This is a genomic window from Ruegeria discodermiae (assembly GCF_030758345.1).
Lineage (GTDB): Bacteria > Pseudomonadota > Alphaproteobacteria > Rhodobacterales > Rhodobacteraceae > Ruegeria_C.
The window spans coordinates 1-18,288 of sequence record NZ_JAVAMO010000022.1; the positions used below are offsets into that span (position 1 = coordinate 1).

General features: G+C 53.6%; 12 protein-coding genes and 2 pseudogenes. 3 read left to right on the plus strand and 11 right to left on the minus strand.

What is annotated here, in order from left to right; all coding sequences use genetic code 11:
- Both Q5Y75_RS25495 and Q5Y75_RS25500 read right to left on the minus strand, forming a co-directional pair.
- Positions 1 to 80: pseudogene (locus tag Q5Y75_RS25495) on the minus strand (IS5/IS1182 family transposase); the annotation flags it as partial.
- A gap of 128 nt (positions 81 to 208) precedes the next feature.
- Positions 209 to 1,018, minus strand: coding sequence for a class I SAM-dependent methyltransferase (locus Q5Y75_RS25500; RefSeq protein ID WP_306202856.1), 810 nt, complete (start codon positions 1,016 to 1,018; stop codon positions 209 to 211).
- Positions 1,019 to 1,134: 116 nt separating this feature from the next.
- On the opposite strand from Q5Y75_RS25500, the gene Q5Y75_RS25505 reads away from it, so the two are divergent.
- Complete coding sequence (locus tag Q5Y75_RS25505; protein ID WP_306202858.1) at positions 1,135 to 2,178, plus strand: GlxA family transcriptional regulator; 1,044 nt, start codon at positions 1,135 to 1,137, stop codon at positions 2,176 to 2,178.
- Positions 2,179 to 2,439: 261 nt separating this feature from the next.
- Here Q5Y75_RS25505 and Q5Y75_RS25510 read toward each other — a convergent pair whose 3' ends face one another.
- From Q5Y75_RS25510 to Q5Y75_RS25530, 5 genes and pseudogenes are all read right to left on the minus strand, one after another.
- On the minus strand, positions 2,440 to 3,429 hold the full coding sequence (locus Q5Y75_RS25510; protein WP_306202860.1) for a HupE/UreJ family protein: 990 nt from the start codon (positions 3,427 to 3,429) through the stop codon (positions 2,440 to 2,442).
- Positions 3,426 to 4,256, minus strand: coding sequence for a peptidylprolyl isomerase (locus Q5Y75_RS25515; protein ID WP_306202862.1), 831 nt, complete (start codon positions 4,254 to 4,256; stop codon positions 3,426 to 3,428). Before Q5Y75_RS25515 ends, Q5Y75_RS25510 begins: the two co-directional genes overlap by 4 nt.
- Positions 4,257 to 4,399: 143 nt before the next feature.
- Positions 4,400 to 6,358, minus strand: coding sequence for a DUF3604 domain-containing protein (locus Q5Y75_RS25520; RefSeq protein WP_306202864.1), 1,959 nt, complete (start codon positions 6,356 to 6,358; stop codon positions 4,400 to 4,402).
- 245 nt (positions 6,359 to 6,603) lie between these two features.
- On the minus strand, positions 6,604 to 7,674 hold the full coding sequence (locus Q5Y75_RS25525) for a hypothetical protein (protein WP_306202866.1): 1,071 nt from the start codon (positions 7,672 to 7,674) through the stop codon (positions 6,604 to 6,606).
- Between the two features lie 200 nt (positions 7,675 to 7,874).
- A pseudogene (locus Q5Y75_RS25530) lies at positions 7,875 to 8,895 on the minus strand (IS3 family transposase).
- Positions 8,896 to 9,129: 234 nt separating this feature from the next.
- On the opposite strand from Q5Y75_RS25530, the gene Q5Y75_RS25535 reads away from it, so the two are divergent.
- Positions 9,130 to 10,791: a mechanosensitive ion channel family protein gene (locus Q5Y75_RS25535; protein WP_306202868.1), complete on the plus strand. Its 1,662-nt coding sequence runs from the start codon at positions 9,130 to 9,132 to the stop codon at positions 10,789 to 10,791.
- 765 nt (positions 10,792 to 11,556) lie between these two features.
- Here Q5Y75_RS25535 and Q5Y75_RS25540 read toward each other — a convergent pair.
- From Q5Y75_RS25540 to Q5Y75_RS25555, 4 genes are all read right to left on the minus strand, one after another.
- Positions 11,557 to 13,383 (minus strand): amidohydrolase family protein, encoded by a 1,827-nt coding sequence (locus Q5Y75_RS25540; RefSeq protein WP_306202870.1) that lies wholly within the window; start codon positions 13,381 to 13,383, stop codon positions 11,557 to 11,559.
- Between the two features lie 69 nt (positions 13,384 to 13,452).
- Positions 13,453 to 14,631, minus strand: coding sequence for a carbohydrate porin (locus Q5Y75_RS25545; RefSeq protein WP_306202871.1), 1,179 nt, complete (start codon positions 14,629 to 14,631; stop codon positions 13,453 to 13,455).
- Positions 14,628 to 15,311, minus strand: coding sequence for a DUF3299 domain-containing protein (locus Q5Y75_RS25550; protein ID WP_306202873.1), 684 nt, complete (start codon positions 15,309 to 15,311; stop codon positions 14,628 to 14,630). The genes Q5Y75_RS25545 and Q5Y75_RS25550 overlap by 4 nt, the downstream gene beginning before the upstream one ends.
- A 107-nt stretch (positions 15,312 to 15,418) precedes the next feature.
- Positions 15,419 to 16,837 (minus strand): amidohydrolase family protein, encoded by a 1,419-nt coding sequence (locus Q5Y75_RS25555; RefSeq protein WP_306202875.1) that lies wholly within the window; start codon positions 16,835 to 16,837, stop codon positions 15,419 to 15,421.
- Between the two features lie 63 nt (positions 16,838 to 16,900).
- Here Q5Y75_RS25555 and Q5Y75_RS25560 point away from each other — a divergent pair, with 63 nt between their 5' ends.
- A complete protein-coding gene (locus Q5Y75_RS25560) occupies positions 16,901 to 17,965 on the plus strand; it encodes an AraC family transcriptional regulator (protein WP_306202877.1) in 1,065 nt (354 codons plus the stop codon).
- Positions 17,966 to 18,288 lie beyond the last annotated feature (323 nt).

Here is an 18,288-nt window from a genome sequence, read left to right on the forward strand (position 1 = left end):
TTCGGCTTGCCATGGCTCTTTGGAAAGTAAGGCTGAAGCCGCGCCATCTGCTCGTCGGTCAGCCAAAATAGACTACTCATGTTATACCCCTGAAACTCAGGGGTTTGAATCACGCAGCCGAGATGACGGCAACCAAATTAATGGGTCCAGAACCTAGGTTACTCCAACTATGTTCGGTGCGAGCATCGGTCGAAAGATCATTTTAGATCTACGCGCCTCGGACGGCAGTCGCTGCTATGGCAGGCATCGGAACGTGGTATTCCTCGCCGTCGAGAAAGTCCTTTAACTGGGTATCCCAAGAGAAGTAGATTTCTTTCAGGACGTCTTCATTCTGCTTGTCGAGAATAACAGCCGCCCTTGCAGCGAAGTTTCGGAAATGTTTGGCGAACTGTCCTTTCGGAGCTTTGAAGACGAGTGGAACTCGGGCACTTGAGAACTCCCTAAAACCAGCCGCTTCCAATTTCTCTCGCATGGTATCTTCCGAAGAAAGAGCGAATGGGGGCGGTGACGCAGGGACGACGGACATGTCCGCAAGGCTCTGCATCGTGCCGAAGACGATCCGGAACAACGGTGACTGTGGCGGTCCAATCCAATGGCTGAGTGCTACTCGCCCACCGGGTTTCAAAACACGCGCAATCTCGTTGAACATGGTTTCTGGGCTACCCAAATGCATTATCCCGAACGAGCAAATCACAGCATCGAAATCAGCATCATTTTTCGGTATCGCCTCGGCATCGCCGGTAACAAAGCGTGCCGCGGGGAAAGCGCTTTGCGCCGCCTTGACCATCGACGCAGATATATCAATGCCCTCAGCGTCAGCGCCAAGCGCGATTGCAGCGCCCGCAGCCCTACCGGTGCCGCAGCAAAGGTCTAGAATACGTTTGCCAGGGGCCAATTCGGCCATCGCCAGAAGCGTCGGAATCGCGCCGGTCGTGACCCGCCCTGTGAAGTCGTTATAGGCGGCAGCACGGGCGTCCCATCCCTCTTTTTCTGCAAACTTGAAGGCTTCGTGGGTCATGATTTTCCTCGCGTGCTTTTGTAGTCTGCTCCAAACTGGCGGACAAAAAACGCATGCGTCAGGGTCGAACTGGCCACAAGAGGGCCAATTCGGCCATCGGATTCGGATGGGAGAGTATGAAAATGACAACCAGGGATTTCATCGCTGAACCTCTGCGGATCGACATCCTAGCGGCCGAGAGTTGCCGGGGCGCCATTCTCTACGGCATTTATGATTTGCTGACGTCGGTAGGGTCGGCGTGGTCCTACCTAACCGAGGGCGCGCCCACCCCGCCTATGACACGAGTTAGGATCGTCGCCAGAGCCAATGAGCCATTCCGTTGCATAAGCCGCGTCCCAGTGACACCTGACGCGACGCTTGAAGAAGCAGACGACGCAGAGATCATCTGCCTGCCAAACTTCAGGATTGGCATGATGACCCCGCCGAAGGAGGTTTTGGGGCCGGAGATCGACTGGATCGTCGAGCGACACTCGGCAGGGGCGCGCCTGGCAACGGCATGCTCTGGCTCGGCGCTCTTGGCGGATGCCGGGCTCCTCGACGGTCAAGAGGCAACGGCGCATTGGTCCATGGCTGAGGTTTTTGAGAAGCGTTATCCGCGCGTGGCTTTCTGTCCGGACCGCACGCTTACCTTTGCAGGAGAGGGAGACTGCATCGTGATGTCAGGAGGTATGGCATCCTGGCAGGACCTCGCGCTCTACCTGATTGCGCGTTACATCGGATCGGAGCACGCAGCGAAATCAGCGCGGTTCTATTGTGTCGATCCGAAACCCGACGGCCAAAGACACTACGCAGCTCCCAAGAGAAGGTTGCAGAGCGATGACGCGGTCATTCAGGAATGCCAGACGTGGCTCGCCGATGCTTATGGAAAGCGTGACGCAGTAGCGCGGATGATCTCTCGCTCTGGCCTCCCGCGACGTACGTTCGACCGACGCTTCCGTGCGGCAACGGGCTACAGCCCCAAAGACTATGTGCAGTCGCTGAGGGTCGAAGAGGCCAAGCAATTTTTGGAGATAGATGACCACAGTGTCGAAGCTGTCTCCGAGGCCGTCGGGTATTCAGATCCCCGAGCGTTCCGGCGCCTGTTCAAAAAGATGACTGGTCTCAGCCCTGCTGAGTATCGACGACGATTTTCCAGCAGAGGCTTTCTTTCGGCTCGCTGAGGCGTCTTTGGCAACGTCAGCTAGGGGCTCATAGCAGTCATCTCACGGTTTCGGTCAGGTTCACCAGCGCGCCGGACGTGTTCAACGGCGGCAGTGCGGACAAACCCGCCTTTTGCTCACGCGGCTATTGCTGATGCAGCATCCGATCCCAGGTGCGGCACGTTAGTGATTGCGATTCAGCGCAAGTCAGCAGTAATTGGACAGCGGGAAGATTGCCTGTCACCCAATCGGTGAACAATAATGAGCACCCCTGCCAATCAATCAAAAGCCGCTTATGCGCTCAATTAGCCAGTACATCGACACTGAACCGATGCCATAGCCGGCAATCACTGTCGTACTCTGGCTGATCGAGCGTACCATCAGCCGCCAGATCACAAGCAACAGAACCAATGCACCAACAAAACTCAATTGCCCGGCTTCAACGCCAAGGTTAAATGCAAGCAAGGCCGCTGGAATATCGTTCGCGGGCAGACCAATGTCAGCCAAGGCTCCTGCGAAGCCAAGACCATGCAATAGCCCAAATCCAAAACATACGATCCAGGGCTTTTGTTTTGAAAGCCTGAACCCTTCTTCTTCACCCTTCACAATCTCCGTGGCTAGAAAAACGATGGACAGCGCGATGACAGCTTCGACCGGCGGGCCGGGAACAGTCAAGACACCAAACGTCGCCAGCGCCAAAGTGATGGAGTGTGCGAATGTGAAGGCCGTTACAGCGCCGACCAGTCTCCAGGGTTCACAGACTAGAATGAAAAGCGCAAAAACGAACAGAAGGTGATCCCAGCCTTCCAGTATGTGCTCAAAACCCAATAGGGCATAAGTGGCGAAAACTGACCATGTCGTCTGCTGTGAAGGTATGGTCTGGATGGCGGTCTCAGGCGTGAAGCGCAGTGTGGTTGGCTCAGTTTCAAAAGGGTGTAGACGGACCAAAACGTCGTTCTTTTGAGCCTCCAGGCCGTCAATTGTGATCGGCCGCCCCGCGATATCCGCGTGGCACTCGACGATCCAAGATGAAACCCATGTTCGACCGTCTGACCTTGGAGAAGGCCCGCGAATCGGCGTACACTCTTTTGGCAACACCGCGTTAATCGCCATAGGCTGGCCATTCACATCAGGCTTCCGCCAGTGGACGCTCCAGGTATCAGAAGAGATTTGACGTATCTCCAGATATCCGGGATCAAGTGCGTGAGCATTGGCCTTGGCTGCGGGCCAAGCACACAGCGGGAAAACCAAAAAGCAGATCAGCCATCTCATTCGGCTGAACCTGAGAGATCGGGGCTAACGATCTCGTAGTTTTGGACCAAGCTATCGTATTGTGCGTGTGCCAGATCTTCGCTGGCGGCGCGTCGCCAATCGCGCAAGACATCACTGTGAATTTCGGACAAGGCCGGTGTACGGCTAGGCTCAAAGGCGCGCACTTGAACAAGATGCACACCGTAACCGGATTGGACCGGTCCTCCCCAAGGACCTGTTTCAACCTCTAAGAGGCCTTCTGAAAAGCCAGGGCCAAAGACCGAGTCGATTACTCTGGTCACGGTCAACGGCATTGAAGCAGGTAGAAATGTTGAAGCGTCCGAATCGGTAACCTCTTGCCCTGCCTTCAATGCGGCCAGTGATGCCTCTATTTGTGCCTCGCTGGGGTCTTCACCCAGAAAGATCTGGGTAAACGCCACCCTGTCAGGCGTTGCGTACCGTGCGGGGTTTTGATTGAGAAACGCCTCTAGCTCTTCTTCCTCCGGAACCACTGACGTGGCTATTGCTTCGGTCAGAAAGTCCATTTTCTGGCTCAGTCGAGACCTAATCACGGAATCTCCGCGATCCAGGCCAAGTTTTCTTGCTTCTCTGACCAGAACCTCTTCACGAATTGACGCATTGACCAAGGCTTCTAGCTCAGCATCGTTCGGTCGACGTTTCCACCTGGCTTCAAACTGGTCTGCCAAACGCGCGACATCGTCTTCGTCTATCGTGATGATTGCCAGACTTTCGACCGTCTCGGTCTCAGGTGCAACAATATGGAACCAAATGAAAATAGCCACCCCAATCAAAAAGAAATGGAACAGAGGTTCTTTCAGAATTCTCATGAGCGCTCCTGCAAAACCTGAGCTTGAGATCTCATTTCAGTTGTTTTTTGCAAAGGGTCCCGGACCACGCAAACCTCATGCGCATGGTGACTGCCCCGAGTTGAGCTCACCGTCTCGCTGTCTAAGTCCATGCCTAAATCATGTTACTCCGCGGGGGTGTACCAAATCGGGGAGGAATACGCACGCTCCTGATGCGTCAGAACAGCATCTTGGGGCAACTCTGCACCGAGCCTCAGCTTGTCATAGAGGACCCAACGCGGAGTTGGGATTTCGATTGCCCGAACGTAGTAGAACGCCCTTGCGTTGGGGTCGAAATCCGGATCGGACCAAACCTTCACCAACTCGGCCGTGCCGATTGTGTTGGTCCAGCTGGCCGTCTCCAGGTCTACTGTGTTTCCTACAGCTGGAAGCTTGCCATTTTCGTCAACCACGCGGTCATCTGACCATGCGACATCGTAAACTTTTTCTTGCAAGCTACCGTCCGGGTCGAGCCATCCCTTTACAACCTGAACGCGGTCCAGATTTGCACCAACCGGGTCGCGCAGGGCAGCTATCAGGAAGGACGGTGCCCCATCACCTTCGCGAGGGCGCAAATCCGACCCCATGGGAACACCTTTGGTATAGCCAACATCTGCAAGGAACCGGGTCTCTACGTCAGCATCGCTAAAGTCCCATCCGCCAAAGAATCTCAACCCGATCCGAGGTCCGGTTGTTGCGTAGGTTTCGCGCCGCTTGAACGCATCGAAGATCGCCGCGCGTGTGTTCTCGGTCGCCCAGACAGCTGTGTACCCGGACGCGACCAACAGATCACCGGGTATTTCACCAAGATCGTTGGCGATGAATGGGTGCTTGATACGAGAGGCCGATGGCTCAACGCTGACCGACTTGCCAAAGAAGTTGTCCTCTTCAGCCGTTGCCAACGATGTGTGGCTGTCGGTAGCGCCACCCATGCCGAACTTGTATGGGTTCACGCCGAACCTTTCTTCCAGCATCAAACCGCGCTTCAGCGCTTCTCGGGCATATTCTCCGGCCAACATGCCCTCTATCTTAAGCTCAGTGATATCGAGATTGCCGACGTCCCAGTTTTCATAGTCTGCAAACTCATCATCCGGGCTTAGGAATGGGTGCGCTTCGCCGTCACCCTTAATCTGCGTGACCTCATAGTGCGGCTCCCATTTCGCACGAGCAGCCACGTATTCTTCGTCCACCTTTCCGCCGTGATATGTGTCTTCGGTCGGAAACATCCATCCATTTGACAAGTTTCCATTATGGGCAAATGCGACAGCACGACCGCCGGTTTTTTCTTGGTACTCTTCAAGCCAAGCATAGAGCGATTTTGGGTCTGTGTCGCCGTAAGGCGGCTGCGTGACTGGGGGGACCATCTGAAGCGCTCTGATCGGCCCGTCCCGCAACATAACGTTCCGGTGAAGGTTGAATCCCTTCGGGACAGAGGTCCACTCGAACCCGATAAAGGCCGTAAAGTTCCCAGGGTCGTTGTGCCGCTCGGCCGCGAGCACAATGTGTTCCCAGGTAAACGCAAAGGCGTCCGCACCAGGGCTGTAGGACTCAAGCAGGACTTCCGGCAATGTCATCTGAGAGAAATTTGTAATGATATCAAAAGCGGTCTTCCCAGCTTCTTCACCTCCGGCTTTATACCCTTCGTACCACTCCAGACCTTTTGGGTCGGAAATAACACCCGGCTTGCCGGCTTGCAGATCCGGAGCGAACCCCATCAGATCAGTGTGATCCGTCAAGACCATCCAGTCCAATGGCCGCCCCAATCTGACGGGTTGGCCCGTCGACGAGATGACCTGCTCACCCTTTGCAAAACGCCATGCATCGTCTGGCAGCAACGTGTTTCCAAATGCGCCCGCGTCCAGAGAAAGCCCCGTGTGAAGATGGGTATCACCCCATAAGGGCCGCTCTGGAAAACTGCGTTGTGCATATGGGGAGTAGGGTTGTTCCACGAACAACCCTTGAGCTGCCTCTTCGCTTGGCACGGCGTCTGAAAAAGCAGAAGTTGGCGCAATTACAAGCGAAAAAACAACGGCGGAAACCCGGTACATATTGAACTCCCAAATCAACAAAACGGTTCGATACAAGGCTCTTGGCGGCCCGCTAATATTCGATTTTGTTTATATCATAAGGTGTCGATTTCTGAAAATATTTCTCCCTGGCGATGTTCTTTACGCCATCATGGGTCGTATTGGTGTGCCAACACGAGCTTTTCGCCGGCCACCGCCAAACCTCATTGCGGTCATAAGCGATGACTGAGCGTATTGGCGAAGGTTCCAAAACCAAGCCCCAACAATCGGGACGTACCGTGGCAAGTCATGTCCCAACCGACTTACTCGGATGCAGCATTTTCCTGCAGAACCATGTTTAGGAAAAACTGCGTTGCGGGGTCCGTTTCTTCGAGTGCTACCAAAGCTTCAAACTTTTGGTGCAGCGCAGTTTCGCCCCAATTTCGGGTTGCAACAGCAATTTGCAGGGTCAATTCTGGATCACTATCCAGAACATTCGCAAAAACCAGTATGATCTCATCCTGGAACTGTTTTTGTGACGATCCAGCATCGGACAATGCCCTAACCAGAGCATCCTTGTCCTCCCGCGTCTTCCTGCGGTCCTTGAGCGCGAGACCAATTGCGTTGATCGCATGTAGCCTGTCCGCCTCTATGCCGGCGAGCGCCCACTCATGGGAATGCAAGCCACCGGATCTCAAGGATTTGGCAAAGCGCGAGCGGACAATCGAACGTGCCTGTGGATCAGTTTGTAGTCCCAATAGTCGAATAGCAACGGGCCAGTAGGCAAAGCGGTTCAAGTCATTCAACTCTTCCATAATCTGGCTGGTTGAAACCCTGCCGCCAATCGGGCGCAAATATGCATAATTTGCCCGCCCGATTTCCACCATGGCCATGTCATGCAGAGCTTGATCCCGGTGCCACAAATAGTCAGAAAAGAACGAAACGCGTGCAGCGTTGTCAGTTTCTCCCAAACGCCAAAGCCCACTATTGGCTTGAAGTTGTTCAATAAACTCGCTTCTTTCTGGATTCATCACAAAGATGCGCCGCCAAGCCCGCGAAAAATTGCGCCCAGCCTTGTCGTTGATTTCTGGTCCATATATCAGCAGAACCATTGTCGTTGGATCAGCCCGGAAGGCCCGTCGAGTAACACTGTCTATTAGAAATGGAATATTGGGTGCTTTACTAAGCTTTTCGTCGCTCCCCCTAAAGATGCGTCGAGTCGAATACTCGAACGGATTTTCTGGTGCTGGACCCGCAAATACAACGACTTCTGCGGCTAATATTTGATCAGAAATGGATGCCTCTGGCAGTTCAACACAAACCACGCAAGCATGCAAAGCAGGCGGTGCCGCAAGCCCGAGTATGCATATGACAGCTGCAATAATCCTTCGCATCGATGGCTCACAGACCTAAAATTCAATTCGCAAGCGTTACTGGTGCCTTGAAAGTACCAAAATACAATGCTTTGTGAAACGGCGTTGATACGTGAAGGTCTCTCTTTGACCCTGAGGCCTTGAGAAACAGCCTGAAAATGAGAAGAACACTCGATGGACAAGCTACTGGTTGGCCCGATTTGATTGGGCCGGTTTGATTATTAGTGCATAACTGGTCTCTGGTCCATCGGAACAATGGTTTCTGGTGCCGGCGGACGGTAACCCAATGCGCTGTGTGGTCTCTTGGTGTTGTAGTGCTTCCTCCAGATTTCAATGATGATTTGTGCATCTCCTAATGAGTAGAAGATTTCTCGGTTCAGAAGCTCGTCTCTGAACCGCGCATTGAAACTCCCGTCATAGCCATTCTCCCAAGGGCTACCTGGCTCGATGAATGCTGTCTTGGCCCCGACGACTCCTATCCAGTCTCGAACCGCTTGGGCAACGAACTCCGGCCCATTGTCGCTACGCAAATGTGCCGGTGGCCCTCTCAGGATGAAGAGATCGGTCAGGGCGTCGATCACGTCGGTCGAGTTCAGCTTGCGCTTCACCCGGATCGCCAGGCATTCCCGGCTGAACTCATCGAGAATATTCAACGTACGGAATGATGAGACCTTGCCCGCCATTGGTCCGAGGACAATGGTCGAGTGCCGTCATCGGTTCGGCAATGCACGAAGTCATGTGGTTGCGGTGTTCAGGCCTCAGACGGATGCACGATCCGTCGTTCAGCCAGAGCCGCTCTTCTTCCACTGCTTGCGCGGCACCTTCAATCCCTCCCGTCTCCATAGCCGTTCTACACGACCGACACTTACCTGCCAGCCGGCATCTCTCAGCAGAACAGCAACGCGACGGTAACCGTAGCTGCTGTATTGCCGCGCCAGTGCGATCTTGTCCGCTACAAGACGGTCTTCGTCTTCCCGTGCACGTGGCTGATACCGTTGTGTCGAGCGATGCTGCCACAGTGCCAGGCAGATCCGGCGTTCCGCAGACGCTCATTCTCCTTCTGCAAACGCTTGTGTTCCTTTAGTTGATCGGTTCCCATCCCACCATATTGCTTGCGCCACCGGTAATAGGTTTGTTCCGTTATGCGAACCTCGCGGATCGCATCATTCCCAGGCCGACAAGCACATCAACTTGCCGCAACTTCTGGACTATTTCCTCTGGCTTGCGTCTCTTGTTCGACATTCTCGGTCCTCCGTTCCTCAAACATAACGGTGGTCCAAATCAAATGGGGCAGTCCAATCGAGCCCCAGCTAAATTCAAAAATACGCACTCTAACATCAGGCTTTTCCCACAAAATGCCAAGCCGGAGGTGGCAATTCTCGCGCATCGTGGAACGAGTTGAGGACGACAAAAAAATGAGCATTGCATAGTCAGGGTCCGCTTTCGCAATATAGGGTCTGAAACGAGGGTATATTAATGCGACTGCTTTGGTTTCTAGCCGGAACCTTTTTTCTGCTGGCGCTTGGTTTACTGACCTCTTCCGCCGGCGCGCAGGAAGTGGCGCCACCACCTGAAACCGTCGCTGAGGACGCAGACACTCAAGACCAATTCTTCGCGCCGGTAATTGTTGATGGAGAAGAGCTGTTTCGATTGCGGGGCTCAAGTGCATTGCCCGCCTCCGAACGGGTTCTCATTGTACAGGCGCGCGTCATCGAAGCGGCCGAAGCGTCGGATCAGAGCACGGTTGAGATTACCTTTGAGGACCATGATCTAGGCACGCTCATCCTCGCTGATAGCAGAGAGATCACAGTGGTCACCGAGGCCGATGGCGAACTGGAGCAGATGGATGTACCGGTGCTGGCACATTTGCAGGCCGAGGCAATCGAACAGGCAATCCTGACATACCGCCGTGAGCGAACGGACGAGGCAAGGGTCACCGGTGCGTTGGAAGCGCTTGGCTGGACCCTCGGGTTTGGTCTGTTTTCCTACGCGGTTTTCTGGATCAAGAACCGTCTGAAACGCAAGATTACAAGCCTCGTTCGCCGTCATTTTGCGAATGTGGAGACAGCGACAAACGAACAAGTCCAGGCGGATGCCATCGCGGCGCTGATCCGTTTCGGCGTCAATTTCGTACTGCTGACGCTCTTCTTCCTCGGTTTCTATTACTACTTATCGTTTATATTGTTGTCCTTTGCGGAAACACGTTACATCGCGCAGCTTCTGCTGACCTACGTCACCGAGCCGGTTCTGCACATCGTGCTCGGGTTCATTTCTTATCTGCCAAATTTGATTACCCTGGCGATCATTGCTCTCTTGACCCGCTATGTGATCAAAGGGCTTCGCGTGTTCTTTGATGCGGTTGCGGCGGGAACCTTCGATCTGGGCGATTTCGAATCTCACTGGATCAATCCAACCTTCAATATCGCCCGGGCCGTCGTCATCTTGCTTGCACTGGTGTTTTCGTTTCCCTACATACCCGGCTCTGACTCTGCCGCTTTTCAGGGGCTCACGATTCTGATTGGCGCCATGCTGTCGCTGGGTTCGAATTCGGTGGTTGGCAACATCCTGGCAGGCCTTTTTGTGATCTACAGGCGATCAACCTCCATCGGAGATCGCATCAAAGTGGGTGACCATATCGGCGACGTCGTGCAGATCAAATTAATGGAAACACATCTGAAATCGATCAAGAACGAACTCATCTCGATCCCAAATGCGCAGCTGCTGAACTCGGAGGTCACAAACTATACCAAGAAGATCGACGGGAGCGGGTTGCTGCTTCATACAACAGTGGGAATCGGCTACGAGGAAAACCCTGAGAAAATCGAAGCGATGTTGATCGAAGCTGCCCATCGCACGAAAGGACTCAAGAGCAGGCCCGAACCGTTCGTACTTTGGACCGCCTTGGCGGATTTTGCGATCAATTATCAGATCAACGCCTACACGACGCGAGGCGCATCTATCCCGCGCATTACTTCGGATTTGCATCGAAATATCATGGCTGTCTTCACCGAAAACGATGTGCAGATCATGACGCCATCCTACATCGCAGATCCGGAAGAGCCGAAGATTCCCAGCCAACGATGGGAGGGAAAGTTGGCCCATGATTCCGGCGAGGCAAACGCTTCACCCGATAGGTAGCGTTGATTGCCTGCATCGAGAATTCTGATGGGATGCATATTTTTGTCCTGTTTGTCATTATAGCTTTCGTTTGGTTGTTCATGTTCGTAATTGGATGTTTGTTGTCCGGGATCAGCACCTGTGGGCCTGATTAGAGGATTTGCATAACGGAGGGTTTCTGGCTCATCTGAACCGTTAATGAGTGAAAATGAGACGGAAAGCTGGAACCGACAAACCGGCGGCCGAACGAGTCGACAGGCTTTGGGTGGGTAGAACGGTCGGATATGTCGAATGTAAAAAAACAAACGAGGTGGACACAGCATCCTTTGTTGTTTCCGTTCACTTCCTATTTGATCTTTTGACGCTTTCGCTCAGGACTCGTTGCCGCCTTTCGCCACTATTCACAACAATGAACGGTCGCAGCCCAAACCAGACCTTCATCGTTGGGCTTTGCAAAGTCCTAAATGCGGACTTTGCAGTAGTTGGATTTTCAGCCTTCGCTGACGCAGCATGAACTTGCAGTTGCGGCAAGCATTTCGTTGCGATGCAGCGCATTTCACCGAAGTAGCGGTTCAACGGTGTCGATATTGGACGCACCAAGACCGTGCGTTCGCCACAACCTGTTCCGATAAACCATACGCGGGCCAAGTTCGCGAAGGCTCACTGGTTGCGGACGACCGATTTCAGCCTAAAGCAAAGCTTCGTTTCTCGTTGCCCGAGACTCCGCGATTCAGTTTGCTCTTCATTGTTCCGACTGATTAGGTCTAGATCCGCCCGTTTTGGACATCATGGCCTTCGCATAGTCGCGTCTTGCTTGCGCAGGGTCCTCGAAGCGAGCGTGTACGACGCAAAAAATAGGCTGCTTTCATCTAGATCGTTGCGACGTGTAAACCAATCAAAAGGATCGGTCGGCTCTACCGACGCAAACTTGTTAACCGGTGTTGTGACAGGTGCAACACTAGCTTCACTATTTGTGATGTCATCAAGCAAAGTTGGACGGGCCGTGCCGGTATCCGGTGTGAGAATACCCATGATCTGTTCGCGACCAGCCGGAACGAAACGCCCGCTCTCCTCGACTGGAAACCGGATCGGCTGCCCAGCATAAACATCTCGCTGCACTTCACTGTTCTTAACGACAAGTGTTCCGTTAACAAGCACATACGGAATGCCTTCTGACGGAAGACCTTGTTGACCGAGAGTATAGTTCGCCTTTTCGGTCACAGTCTCCGGATCAAAAATCGTGATGTCCGCGACCATGCCTTCTTGCATACGCCCACGCACTTGCATTGCTCGCAAGCCTGTGTCACCTAATCGCTTCGCATGGATATAACTTAGCTGAGTGAGTGTGAGCATAAGCGGCACATTCGCTTCGCGAGCCAGTCTCAGGACAAGCGCGTGACTGCCTGCTGACCGAGGATGCCCAGCATAGTCTTCATAGGGGGCATCCCAACTCATCAGATTGCCCTCGATGTCCAGCCCAGCCATACCGTCGCCCGAGATGCCATAGCCCGCAATTGTGATCCAATCGTTTAGCCATTGCTCTCTTGGAGGGCTAAATACAATGGCGGTCCGTCCCGGTTCATTCTCAGCGAAGCTCAAGAACTCGTCTTTGGTCACAAAGCGATCGAGTTGGGGATCAAAGATAGTGTCTTCGTAATTGTACCCCATCGAACCTTCCCAATTTTCGGGGGCGATGATCGAGGCTCCGTAGTTTCCCGATCCGGCAGTCCAAGGATAGTAGCTGGACCAGACGTTGTAGCCTTGGTCGCGTGCCATCTGGAGCTTTTCCTGATTTTCCCACCACCCATAATCATTGTCATGATGAATGTGCAGCGGGGCACCAAGCACCATCGCATTGACCAGGATTTCATTTACACCCGTCTGTGTCTCTGTCGGTGTCGAAGCACTGGGATGAAATCGGTGATGGACGGAGGTCAATCTACCGTAACGCGCCGCAGCCCGCTGCGCTTCGAACATCTCATAGGTTGTAATTCCTTCGCGGGCGTAGCCTATGGTCGATCCCACGCCGAGTGCTCCTAGACGTAGTCCCTCATCCAGCTGGGCAGTGATTTCATTCATCTGCTCACGGTTGCTTGGTACAGAAGACCACCCCTCGACACCATCTTCCACGGATTGCGCCCTCAGTGCGAAAAAGTTTCGGAAGTCTATGTCCCCACCTTCCAGCAGGAGGCCGTCATGCACCCGCATCCGTGCGAATTCTTGTCCAACGACCGTACCATAGTTTGCCTGCGTCGCGCCTTGGCGCGCGCCATACCATTCATCGATGTTTGCTGCCCCAACTTCAAAATCCATTTGTGTCGTAACGCCATCGCGAAGGTTTACCTTGATGCCCCAAGGGTCCAGCCCGTGTTGCTCGAGATCGATAAACCCGGGAGCTACAACGTGCCCTGTCGCGTCGATGGACTCGCTACCGCTAATTTCTTCGTCGGTAATCGCAGTGATCCAGCCGTTGCTTATCCCCACGTTAGCAATCTGATCGAACCCGGTTTCCGGGTCCATTACTCGACCTTTGAGAATGACGACGTCGTAAGGTTGCGCGAAACACAAAGTCGAACAAACAGACAACGTGCCTGCCAGAAACAAGGTACGCATGGATAGATCCTCCCTTTGATCGGCAAAACTGAATGTTTCATTATTTTTGGCGTCTATCTTCGAACCACCTCAGAAAACGATCCGGGTTCTTAGGCCGAACAGTGCAATGTTATCCTGCGTTGAGTTCAGCAGCGGGTCAGAAATGAATTGCAGTGACGGCGTGATCTGCAGTCCAGGTGAGATTGAAAAGCGATAGAATGCTTCCAGAGTGAACTGATCGCCATCTATGCCTCTTGCCTCGGCCCAGTTCAGGCCCAGACCGGCCAAATCTGTATTGCGACCATAGTAACCCAGACCGGCAGAAACCGACCGGTCATAAAGCGCTGCGGTCCCCTTTGAGGCCCCTGCGCGGAAGAACGGCATCCACTTATTGTCAACGAACCATGCCGCTGAAAACGCAGCGCCGTAGTCTTCTGGGCGGCTACCATTGTCAGCCGCATCCGCATGCCAAAGGGTCAGATGGACATTGTCGAAGTAGATGCGATCAAAGCCGGAGGTGTAGCCAAGTTCGAGTGATTTGAAGAGATTGCCGTCGCTAAACACATCAAAGTTTGGATCAGACGGGTCGGCGTTTGCGTCTGAGACGCTGGCAACGGCGTAAAGGTTCTCGCTCAGCTTTACCCCAACGGCAACACCAAGGCCTTGGTTGGGCGTGTTAATTGTCGGGTTGGTATTGAAAGATAGGTTCTGGAAACCACTGTAGGGGCTTACCAACCCGTAGATATCCACAAAGTCCGTTACATCAATCTGGCCAATTTGCAGCGTCCATGAACCGTCCTCTGCCCTTTGGGTCCAGAAGAGGTTGGTCAGCAGCAGACCATTATCGTTGAAGGCTGTCCCTGTGATCGAAAGGGCTCCACCATCTAACCCAAGGAATTGCGGGGCAACATCGGTGTAACTGTGCCGATCTTCTATCTTGAATGTCAAAGAACCCCGTTCAGTTGCCTGCAAACTGCCGTAGAAGCGCGCAATTCCGCTGGCCGCTTCGCCGGTTCCCAGATCAGCATTCGTCGTTTGGCCCAATGCCAAGTAATCAATGTTGAACCGAAACCCATTCTCGGCCAGTCGGTCTTTCCACTGAAACCAACTCGGTGCGACATTGCGTGGAAATTCGGAACGATATTGCGGGTCAGATAGACCATCTCCGGGCTCTAGATCAGCCTCGACCGAGGAGGGCCCCGACAGACCTTGAGCCGACGCGGCGCCAGCGAAGGCAATACTCAATGCGGCAACCAGAAGTCTCATCATTCAGACGCCCTTGCCCCGCCGGTCTTGCGATTTCCCGCCGCCCGGATGCGATCAGCAACACGCTGCTTCCATTCCAGCCTGTCAGCTTCAGTTTCCAGAGTTTCGACACGTTCCGTCTCTAGCTGGAATGTCGCATTCATAGGCATGAGACCGTCCACAACCATCATATTTTGAACAGAAGGATCGATAGTCAGCGTGCCCGTCAGCCGAACGGGTTCGTGGAAATAGCTGGGCGCCCAGTCCCCTTTCAGCCGCACACGGATCATTTGGTTGGGCGGAGGTGGCGGCATGTGACTGCACATCCCTCTTTCTGGCACCAAATACGCCACAGGCCGACCGTCCGGATCACTCGGAGCAGGGATGGCAAAGCCCGCGAGTGTGATTGTTTGACCGTCGAGTTGCGGATTTCCGTTCGTGCCAGCCTTTCTTCGACGTTCCGTCACGATCTCTCGCTGACCGAGTAGCCAGTCGACATCAATTTCATCAGCCACCAAGGCAGCCTCAGTCTCGGTCAGAAGCGCTTGCCATTTCTGTCTCTCTACTGCGCTGCCACCGTTCTCCTGCAGCCTACCGCGAAGTCGTACGACGTACAGGATATCGTCAAATTGTTCGGGGCTGAGATCACGGTAGGGGTCTTCAAAGACCTGCGCGGATGGGTCCGGCAGGTCTGCCCAGTCCAACGCGGTGTCCGGCGTCGCCAGGACAGGATGTCCACACCAAACCAACCCTGCGAATACTACGGAGCGGAGCCAATGTCGCATAAATACTCTCCGGCTATTTAGACAGGTCAATCCAGTGTGTTTTTGTAGATGACGCCGTCCTTCATGATCAGTCGGATCGTATCTGGGCTTTCTGGCCTCGGGTCAGCACCGAACCATTGATCACCCGTGCCAACAACCGAGAAGTCTTCAAGTGGGTTACCATCGATTAGCAGGATATCCGCATAGGCACCTTCCTCGATAACGCCCAGTTTTCCGGCAGTATACGGGTTCATAAAGTCACCTGACAAAGCGACCACCTCGCCACCCGTCGATGTCAGTGTGACCATCGAAGTGTAGGGACCGAAGAATTCATTGTTCAGATGCTTTTCGTAGGCAATCTGGATATTGCACGCCTCAACCGAACCAACGCAGTCGGTCTGGAAGCCTCGTTTTACCGGGCATTCCTTCATATTGTCGATGTAACCCGCAAATGTGGCCGAGGCGGACTTTGCCTTAGCAAGGCTCGATGGGACATTTGCCACTGCCGGAATATCAAGCAATCCGGGATCGAAGGCCGTCAGGTTGGTCGTAATGTATGCCCCTTTTTCGTTCATGACTTGGGCAATTTCACAGTCAAACGAGAAGCCATGTTCGATCGACATCACACCCGCGTCTAGCGCACTCAGTATAGCTTCCTTACGATAGGAATGCGCCATGACATAGCTGCCATACTCATTAGCCACCTGCACGGCGGCTCTAATTTCCTCGGGTGATCCAGCTAGCAATTGCCATGGGTCAAAGGCCGAAACAACACCCCCGGATTGCATGAACTTCAACTGCGTAGCGCCCATGCGGAAGTTGTTGCGTGCAAACTTGTAGACGTCATCTACACCGCTCACCTCCTGCGCCAGGTTCAGACGGCTCATGTTGGTCTCTGAACCCGGTGGAGCGGTGAAGTTCGCGAAGTCCGCATGACCGCCGCGCGTTCCGATAAATGCACCGGACGGAAAGTAACGCGGGCCGTTAATTTGCCCCGAGTCAATTGCCCGACGCAACCCGCCATTGGCCCCACCCGCATCCCTGACTGCGGTGAAGCCCTGCATCAAATACATCTCGGCCATTCGCGCACCGTGTATGGCAAAATCCTCCCAAGTTGTGTTGGCCTCCATAGCGGGCAAGGTCGGCCCCATCAGCATGAGGTGCGCGTGCAGTTCAATAAATCCGGGGGTAAGGGTCCGTCCATCTCCGTCAATGACAGTAGCATTGGGGGCGGCGATCGCATCGGTTGATACGGCTTTAATCAGGTTGCCCTCGACCAACACGCTGGCATTCTCGATGCGCTGTTGATTCTCGCCATCGAAGATATGCACGTTAGTAAACAGCGTTTGGGGTTCTTCTTGATCCTGAGCCTGCGCGGACGCTGAAAAAGAAAGACCTGCCGCGACAATTACCGTCGAGCAAAGCGACATTCGTAGACCGGACATAAGTACTCCCTTCATATTCATTTTTTGCTCACTGTAGTCCGGAAAACTTTGCCTCGGTTGCCATTTTCGAATTAGGATGTTCGAATGTGGCAGCAAAAATGGCCACTGGACACAGCATTTGGTCCTAAATGGGTGAAGAGATTGCCATTCAACTCCACTTCTAAAGAGCATAGCGAGGGCTTTATTCGCCTCTCCTTAGCCGCTCCGTTTTTGCAATATCTCACCGAACGCAAGTTCAATCCGCAACCAGCATTGGATCAAGTCGGCTTGAAAGCCGAACTGTTGTCTGACCCATCCGTGTTCGTTCACTCAGAGTTGGTCTACGGTTTGGTGAATGCGTTCTCAGAAGTGTCCGGGGATCGATACCTAGGACTGAATGTAGGGGAGACGTTTGACCTACACGGATGGCCGCCGTTCGCTCAAGCCTTGCAATCTACAGAAACGCTATTCGAGTTTTTTACCCGTTTCGTCGGGCTTGTTCCTCAGCAATCCAATTCTGTTCGGCACAGCCTTATCGTTGAAGCAGACAAAGCGACTTATCGTATCGAAAGGCAACAGGAACCAACTGTCCCACCTATTCAGGTGACAGGCTTTGGAGCCGCAATCTATGTGCGCCTATTGCAGACCGTCGTCGGAGAGGCCTGGGATTCTTCCCGTGTGCGGTGGGAATGCAGATACATTAATGGTCTGCCTATCGACTACAAAGGGATCGAGGTTGGTCTTGGGACCGATTCTGGAATGCAAATTAGTTTTCCTGTGGAATGGTTGTTTTTGCACCATGTCTCTGAGGGCTCTGCCAAGCCCATAGCCTCGCCTCGACAGGATGAAGAGGTAACCGTGGTAGCTGCATTGCGATCTGTATTGCGCGAAAAACTGGATGAATCCGATTTGGGACCAGAGGTGGTGGCTGGATTACTGGGGATACAGCCGGAACGGTTTCTTAAAGCGCTTCAACAACAAGGCACAACGCTACCCCGTGAAATCAAGCGGCTGCGTGTCGATGTCGCCAAGGAGCACCTTAAAGGAGACCAGATGACAATTGCGGAGATTGGTCTGATGCTCGGCTATTCTGACAAGTCCCATTTCACTCGCTTTTTCCGAGGGCAAACCGGAATGACGCCGACCAAGTTTCGAAGCAAGTCAATGTAGTCAAGCCAAAGGAATGTTCAGAAGATGAACTACTCATCGGATCGGTTTGGACAAGTTACAGGGCGACGATAACTGGAATAGTCGACGGCTTGAATGGGGCGCCTGTTCAAAAAGATGACTGGTCTCAGCCGTGCCGATTATCGACGACGATTTTCCAGCATAGGCTTTCTTTCGGCTCGCTGAGGCCTCTTTGGCAACGTCAGCCATGGGCTCAGACCAGTCATCCGACGGTTTCGGTCAAGTTCGTAAGCTCGCCCAACGTGTTCAACGGCGGCAGTGCGGACATTGCTGCCGTAGGCTCAAAAGCTGCCGATGACCGCTCG